The organism is Sporichthya brevicatena, assembly GCF_039525035.1.
Classification (GTDB): Bacteria; Actinomycetota; Actinomycetes; order Sporichthyales; family Sporichthyaceae; genus Sporichthya; species Sporichthya brevicatena.
This window is the reverse complement of sequence record NZ_BAAAHE010000019.1, coordinates 90800-97237: the sequence shown is the minus strand read 5'-3', so window position 1 is coordinate 97237 and position 6438 is coordinate 90800. Positions and strand designations below refer to the sequence as shown.

Sequence of the window (6438 nt, the reverse complement as noted above, 5' to 3'; positions counted from 1 at the left end):
CCATAGCCACAGCCCACCACAAACGGCTCAGGCTGCAGAGGCGACTTTCACAGTCACCCCTTCTTGACATCGGTGGCCCGGGAGGACCCGGGGCGGAGGCGTCGACAGTCCCGGACGGTCGGGGACTCTCGCCCCTGGGGTGGTGCCGGGCGGACGGAGCAGGGTGGACGTCACGGACACCGAGTCGAAGGGGATGACCACCATGCTGAAGCCGCACGACACCACCGACCTCCTGCTCTCCCCGGTCGCGATCGAGATCAACGCCCGGATCGACGAACTCGCCGCGCTCGACCCGCGCGAGCTGTGCCGGCGCGTGACGTGGGAGACGAACATGGAGCCGCGGACGCCGCAGGACGCGGCGGAAGCCCTGGTGCGTTCGCTGACCTACCTGATCGACACGCACGGCTGGCAGGTCAGCTGGGACGCCCGCGGGATCCGTCTCCACCACGGCGAGTACGGCGTGGTCCTCGGCGTCTCACCGAACCTCGTCGAGTACGTCAACTCGGGCGGCCACCCGGTGCGGGCCGCCTGAGGCAGGATGCCCGGGGCGGCGTCGGCGGTCCGGGACCTGATCGGCGGCCGCGTGACCCGCGCGGAGAAGAGCGGCGACGTCTGGACGATCGTGCACAGCCGGTTCGCCCGCCACGGCGACTCCGCCGAGATCTGACGGTTCACATACGGGCGGCGGCGTACTTCACGGCCTCGCGGATGCGGGGGTAGGTGCCGCAGCGGCAGACGTTGCGCAGCGTGTCGAGGTCGGCCTCGGAGATCTTGCGGCCGGACTTCTTCACCCGGTTGATCAGCGCGGTCGCGGCCATGATCTGGCCGGGCTGGCAGTAACCGCACTGGGCGACGTCGTACTTGATCCAGGCTTCCTGGACCGGGTGCAGGCTGCCCTTGGCCGTCTTGGCGAGGCCCTCGATCGTGGTGATGCGGTCCGAGGACTTGATGTCCGAGACCGGCACCGAGCACGGGTTGAAGTGCTTGCCGTTCAGGTGGGAGGTGCAGGCCTGGCAGACGCGGATGCCGCAGCCGTACTTCGGGCCGGTCACCCCGAGGACGTCACGCAGCACCCAGAGCATGCGGACGTTGTTCTCGATGTCGACGCTGACCTTCTTGCCGTTGAGCACGAACGAGTGTCGGGCCACCGCAGTCTCCATTCCTCACCGGAAAGGTAGAGCGGGAACTCGGAAACGCAGCCGACATGAACGGGGCTTTGCCGGGGCGAGGGGAGCCGAGGGGAGGAGTCAGCCCTTGAGCGGCCGGCGGACGACCTCGGCGGCGTCGACGGGGGCGACCCCGAGGGAGCGGAGGGCCGCCTCGGCGTACTTGATCTCCGCGTCCTTGCCGAGCCGGCCGTCGACGATCGCGCGCATGACGGCGAGCGCGCCGCCGAGGATCGCAGTGACCGCGACCTCCAGATCGGGGACCTCCAGCCGGTTCTCCGCGATGCCGCGCTGGACGGCGGAGCGCGCGGCCGGGTGGACGGCGACGCCGAAGAGGGCGTCCGCGTGGTTGAGGTGCACGACGACGCTGGCGAACTCCGGGTCGGAGTAGGCCAGGCCCACGAAGCGGCGGATCGCGATGCTCACGAGCTCGGCGGCGTCCTCGACGGGATCGGCGGCCAGTGTCTCGGCGATGTTCTGCAGACTCTCGGCGATGACGGCCTCGACGACCGCTTCCTTCGAGTCGAAGTGGTTGTAGAAGGAGCCCAGCGCGACGTCGGCGCGTTCGGTGATCTCCTGGATGCGCAGCCCCGCGACGCCCTTCTCGGCGATCAGTTCGCGCGTGGCGTCGGTGAGCTTCCCCCGGGTGCGTTCCCGTCGGCGATCCGTCCGGGTCCGGACTTCCGCCACCTCTTGCTCGGTCACTCCACCAATATGACAGGGCTCATTTCTAGAATCAACTTTCAATATTGAAGGAATGTTCAGTTGGACAGCGTTTGCTCGCTAAGGTCCACGAGCGCCGCGCTCGGCAGGTCGCGGTAGGCGAGTTCGTTCGCGTCCGCGGCGTCCAGCCCGAGGGCCTGGAGCATGACGACGGCGGCCTGCGACTCCGCCTCCGGCCCCACGCGGCCCTCCAGCACGGCGCGCATCAGCGCGAGCGTCGCGCCGACGAGGTAACTGACGGTGGTCGCCGGCGAGTCCGTCGGCCGGAAGCGACCCGAGGTGATCCCGGTCTCCATCAAGGCGACGCCGAGGGGGAGGAGGCGCTCCTGCAGGCGGACGTCGGCGTGGTCGAGCTGGACGAGCAGGCGGGCGCCGACCGGGTCCTCGACGGCCGCCCGGACCAGCCAGCGGTGCGCGACGCAGACCGCCTCGGCCGGGTCGGAGTAGCCCGCCAGCTGCGCACCGAGCGCGGCGCTGGCGGCGCCGGCGAGGTCGGAGACCACCGCCTCGACCAGCTCTTCCTTGGACTCGAAGTAGTGGTAGAACGACCCGAACCCGACGTCGGCCTCGTCGGTGACCTCCCGGAGCCGGAGCCCCTCCACGCCCTTCGTCGCGATGATGCGCGCCGCGGCCCGCGTCAGCTCCGCGCGGGTGCGCTGCTGGCGGCGCAGCACGCGGGCGGACGGGCTGCGCGTCGCCTGAGGCATGACGGCATTGTGCCGCCTTCAAAGTCGATCGTTCAATCAGAATCGGTCAGCTGACCGAGCAATCTAGTGAAATTTCAGTATTGAAAGGTCGCTTCATGAAGGGCTACCGTCGCGGAGAGCACGTGACGTACGTCATTCGAGGAGCCGGATGCCCCCCGTTCAGCCGCCGGAGAGTGACCTGATCCTGCCCCTTCCGGGGCCGGGCGAGGTCTGGGACCCGCACACGATCCACACCCACTACTTCGGGTTCGCCGTGCCCGAGGCGGCGATCGGGGTGTTCGCGTACGTGCGCTACCAGCCGGCGTTCCCGCTCTCGCAGGGCGGCGTGGTGATGTTCCAGGGGCTGCACAACCCGTCGCCGATCGACGCCGCGCACTGCAACTACGAGATGACGATGCCGTGGCCGACGGTCGACGGCACCACGATCCGCACCGCGAACGGCCTCACGATCGAGTTCACCGAGCCTGGCCGCGTCGCGCGCGTGACGTACGCGAGCGCGGACGGCCGCCACTCCTTCGACGTGGTCCAGACCGGCGTGACGCCGTTGCTCGCGCGCGGCCACGTCGTCCCCGGCGAGGACGACCACCACGACGACCCGTCCCGGGTCACCGGCGGCAGCGAGCAGTTCATGCGTGTCACGGGTGAGTGCGTCGTCGACGGCGAGCACCACGCGGTGGACTGCCACTACCCCCGCGACCGGTCCTGGCTGCAGATCCGCAAGGAGACGCAGGGCGGGCCGCCGACCCCGCCGGTGGGCTGGTCCCCCATGTACTTCGGCGATGACCTGATCTTCAATCAGATCTCGTTCGAGGCCCCCGACACCGACCCGACCTGGGCCGGGATCTACGACATCCCGGCGGGGAGCCGGACCCACCACTTCGCCTGGCTCCAGCAGGGGGACAAGACGCTCGACATCCTCCGCGTCCGCCGGAACGTGCTGGAGCAGCAGCCCGGCACCTTCATCTCGCTCCGTCAGGAGATCGAGGCCGAGGACGAGACCGGTGTCGTCCACCGCTTCACGGGCGAGGCCGTGGCGACCTGCGTGATGCCGGCGTGGCCGAACGCCTCCTTCCACGACACCGTCTACCGGTGGACCGACTCCCAGGGCCGGACCACCCATTCGACGTACCAGGAGCTCTGGGCGGACAAGTACCAGCTCGGCATGCGGGCACGCAGCCGCGGACCGGCGGTCTGACGCGATGTCACTCGCCCCGCCCCGGGACCCCGTGCAGACCGCGAAGGCGCTGCGCGGGTGGTTGGCGACCAAGCTGCTCGGGGTGACGGACCTCGCCGTGTCGGAGGTCGCCGTCCCGGCCGGCCACGCGATGGCGACGGAGATGATCCGGTTCCGGGCGGACTGGGTCCGGAACGAGACCGCCGGCGGCGCGTACTACGTCGCGAAGGTCGCGCCGGTCGGCCCGGGCGTCTTCCCGCACTACGACCTCGTGACCGAGCAGTGGGTGATGCAGGCGCTGTCGGTGCACTCCGCGGCGCCCGTCCCGCCGGCGCCCTGGGTGGAGACCGACCCGTCGGTGCTCGGTGCCTCGTTCCTGGTGATGGAGCGCCTCCTCGGCCGGGTTCCGCGCGACGACCCGCCCTACACCGCCGGCGGTTGGGTCCTCGACCTCACCGCCGACGAGCGTGCACGCCTGTACGACAACGGCCTGATCGCCCTGAGTCAGCTGCACGCCGCGGACGCGCACTCGCTCGGGCTGGACTTCCTCGACCGGCCGGAGCTCGGTGCCACGCCGCTGGACCAGCAGCTCGCGCTGTGGCGCGCGAGCTACGACTGGGCGGCGGCGGAGGGCGCGCACCCGGTGGTGGAGGCGGCGTTCGACTGGCTGGAGGCCAACCGCCCCGGGGACGAGCCCACGGTCGTGTGCTGGGGCGGTGCCCGGCTCGGCAACCTGCTGTTCGCCGACGACCTCACCGTGGCGGGCGTCCTCGACTGGAAGCTGGTCGCGCTCGCCTCGCCCGAGCTCGACCTCGGCTGGTGGCTGTTCGTCCAGCGCCACCACACCGACGGGCTGGGCCGGCCGCTGCCGACCGGCTTCCCCGACCGCGCCGCCACCATCGCGCGCTACGCAGAGCTGACGGGACATCAGGTTCGTCACGCCGAGTACTACGAGGTGCTCGCGGCCCTGCGGCTCGCGGTTCTGCTGCACCGCACGACCAAGCTCCTGGCCGAGCGGGGCGACCGACGTCCCGTCGCGGCCGACCCGGCCAGCCGACTGCTGGCCGAACTGATCGGCGCCCCGGTCCCGGACGCGGACACGAGGTGGGCCGTACCCCGGACGGTGAGCCGATGACCGCCCGGACGCACAGCGAGCACTCCCCGAAGGAGACCATGACCATGCGAAGGACACGTCGCACGCGGACGTCCGGCCGGCTGCGCGCCGCCGTCGTGGCGGTGACGGGCATCGCGCTGCTCGCCGGATGCGGATCGCACCTGTCCGAGACCGAGCTGGCGGCGACCCAGGGCGCGATCAGCATTCCCACCGCGGTCGCCGCAGCCCCCGGCACCGGTGACGCGGGCGCGGTCGGTGCCGTGCCCGGTGCGGTCGACCCCGGGGCGGCGGCGCCCGCCGCGGGTACGGGGACGGACGCCGGCACGGTCGCCGGTGCGGGCCCCGCCGCGCCGGCCGCCGGCGCGAGCGCGGCCCCGGGCAAGGCCTCGACGAACACCGCCACGGTGCCCGGCACGAACGTCGAGGTCCCGGTGCCCGCGGGCCCGCGCGACGACATCGTCTTCTGCTCGTTCGGCAACTCCTCCGGCATCCTCGGCGCCGTGACGGGCCCCGCGCCCGTGGCGAACAAGGCCTGGGAGGCGTACATCAACGCCAAGGGCGGGCTCGCCGGCCACAAGGTGCGGATGATCATCGCCGACACCGGCGGGGCTGCCGCCAACGCGCAGGCGATCGCGCAGAAGTGCGTGGAACAGGAGAAGGCGGTCGCGTTCTTCAACGAGTACAGCTTCGGCGAGCTCGACGGCGCGATCCCGTACCTCAAGGCGAAGGGCGTTCCGGTCATCGGGAGCATCGGGGGCGCGATCTCCTCGGACCACTCGATCATGGTGTTCAACCCCATGAATGGCGCGGACGTGGGCCAGGCCTGGGGCTTCATCAACACCATCGCGGCGCAGACCGACAAGAAGAAGCTCGGCGTCCTGTACTGCCAGGAGGCGTCGACCTGCGCCCAGCAGATCAGCAGCTTCTCCAAGCTGCTGCCGTACAAAGGCCTGGAGATCGTCTACAGGGCGCAGGTCTCGCTCGTGCAGCCGGACTACACCGCGCAGTTGCTGCAGGCGAAGAACGCCGGCGCCGAGGTCATGGTTCTCCTGCTGGACAGCGCGAGCGTCGGTCGGGTGGCGCGCAACGCGGCGCAACAGAACTACACCCCGATCCTCGCCGGTACCTACAACCTGGGCATCCAGGCGACGCTCGACCAGGGCCCGATCCTCAACGGCCTCCTGCTCGCGAGCCGCACGCCGGCGTACTCGACGTCCCCGCTCCTCAAGGACTACCGGGACGCGATGGCTCGCTACCAGCCCGGCAAGGTCACCGGTGACGTCGGGGCCGGGGCGTTCGTGGTCGGCGCGCTGCTGGAGAAGTACGCCGGGAAGTTCCTGAACAAGAAGACCGTGACGAGCCAGGACTTCCTCGACCTCCTCTACTCGCTCAAGAACGAGAAGCTCGGCGGGTTGCTGCCCGGCATCACGTTCGCCAAGAGCGACGACCGCACCCAGACGAATCGGTGCATCGCGCCGGTGAGGCTGGAGAACGGCGCCTTCGTCCAACGCGGCGGCTTCGTCTGCGCTCCCGACTGGAAGCCGGGTACCTGAC

Annotated in this window: 8 protein-coding genes; 5 read left to right on the top strand and 3 right to left on the bottom strand. The window is 70.5% G+C overall.

Going from position 1 to position 6438, the window contains the following annotated elements; genetic code table 11:
* The first annotated feature begins 163 nt into the window (after positions 1–163).
* Together ABD401_RS12735 and ABD401_RS12730 are read left to right on the top strand one after the other, a co-directional pair.
* Positions 164–532: a hypothetical protein gene (locus tag ABD401_RS12735; RefSeq protein ID WP_344605219.1), complete on the top strand. Its 369-nt coding sequence runs from the start codon at positions 164–166 to the stop codon at positions 530–532.
* Positions 533–538: 6 nt separating this feature from the next.
* The gene (locus tag ABD401_RS12730) at positions 539–667 is read left to right on the top strand and encodes a hypothetical protein (protein ID WP_344605217.1); all 129 of its coding nucleotides are present in this window, start codon (positions 539–541) and stop codon (positions 665–667) included.
* A 4-nt stretch (positions 668–671) separates the two neighbouring features.
* On the opposite strand, the gene ABD401_RS12725 is transcribed toward ABD401_RS12730, so the two are convergent.
* The 3 genes from ABD401_RS12725 to ABD401_RS12715 form a co-directional block, all read right to left on the bottom strand.
* Positions 672–1148: a (2Fe-2S)-binding protein gene (locus tag ABD401_RS12725; RefSeq protein WP_344605215.1), complete on the bottom strand. Its 477-nt coding sequence runs from the start codon at positions 1146–1148 to the stop codon at positions 672–674.
* 99 nt (positions 1149–1247) lie between these two features.
* Positions 1248–1871, bottom strand: a complete 624-nt coding sequence (locus ABD401_RS12720) for a TetR/AcrR family transcriptional regulator (RefSeq protein ID WP_344605213.1) — start codon at positions 1869–1871, stop codon at positions 1248–1250.
* 56 nt (positions 1872–1927) lie between these two features.
* A complete protein-coding gene (locus tag ABD401_RS12715; RefSeq protein ID WP_344605211.1) occupies positions 1928–2596 on the bottom strand; it encodes a TetR/AcrR family transcriptional regulator in 669 nt (222 codons plus the stop codon).
* A gap of 148 nt (positions 2597–2744) precedes the next feature.
* On the opposite strand from ABD401_RS12715, the gene ABD401_RS12710 reads away from it, so the two are divergent.
* From ABD401_RS12710 to ABD401_RS12700, 3 genes are read left to right on the top strand one after another with little or no spacing between them, the layout of a single operon-like run.
* Entirely contained in the window at positions 2745–3791 is a 1047-nt protein-coding gene (locus ABD401_RS12710; RefSeq protein ID WP_344605209.1) for a DUF4124 domain-containing protein, read from the top strand.
* Between the two features lie 4 nt (positions 3792–3795).
* Positions 3796–4905 (top strand): phosphotransferase family protein, encoded by a 1110-nt coding sequence (locus ABD401_RS12705; RefSeq protein WP_344605207.1) that lies wholly within the window; start codon positions 3796–3798, stop codon positions 4903–4905.
* 44 nt (positions 4906–4949) lie between these two features.
* On the top strand, positions 4950–6437 hold the full coding sequence (locus tag ABD401_RS12700) for an ABC transporter substrate-binding protein (protein WP_344605205.1): 1488 nt from the start codon (positions 4950–4952) through the stop codon (positions 6435–6437).
* Position 6438 lies beyond the last annotated feature (1 nt).

Coding starts and splice junctions, on each gene's coding strand:
- ABD401_RS12715 (WP_344605211.1), bottom strand. CDS start 2,596: ATGCCTCAGGCGACGCGCAGCCCGTCCGCCCGCGTGCTGCGCCGCCAG.
- ABD401_RS12700 (WP_344605205.1), top strand. CDS start 4,950: ATGCGAAGGACACGTCGCACGCGGACGTCCGGCCGGCTGCGCGCCGCC.
- ABD401_RS12710 (WP_344605209.1), top strand. CDS start 2,745: ATGCCCCCCGTTCAGCCGCCGGAGAGTGACCTGATCCTGCCCCTTCCG.
- ABD401_RS12730 (WP_344605217.1), top strand. CDS start 539: ATGCCCGGGGCGGCGTCGGCGGTCCGGGACCTGATCGGCGGCCGCGTG.
- ABD401_RS12705 (WP_344605207.1), top strand. CDS start 3,796: ATGTCACTCGCCCCGCCCCGGGACCCCGTGCAGACCGCGAAGGCGCTG.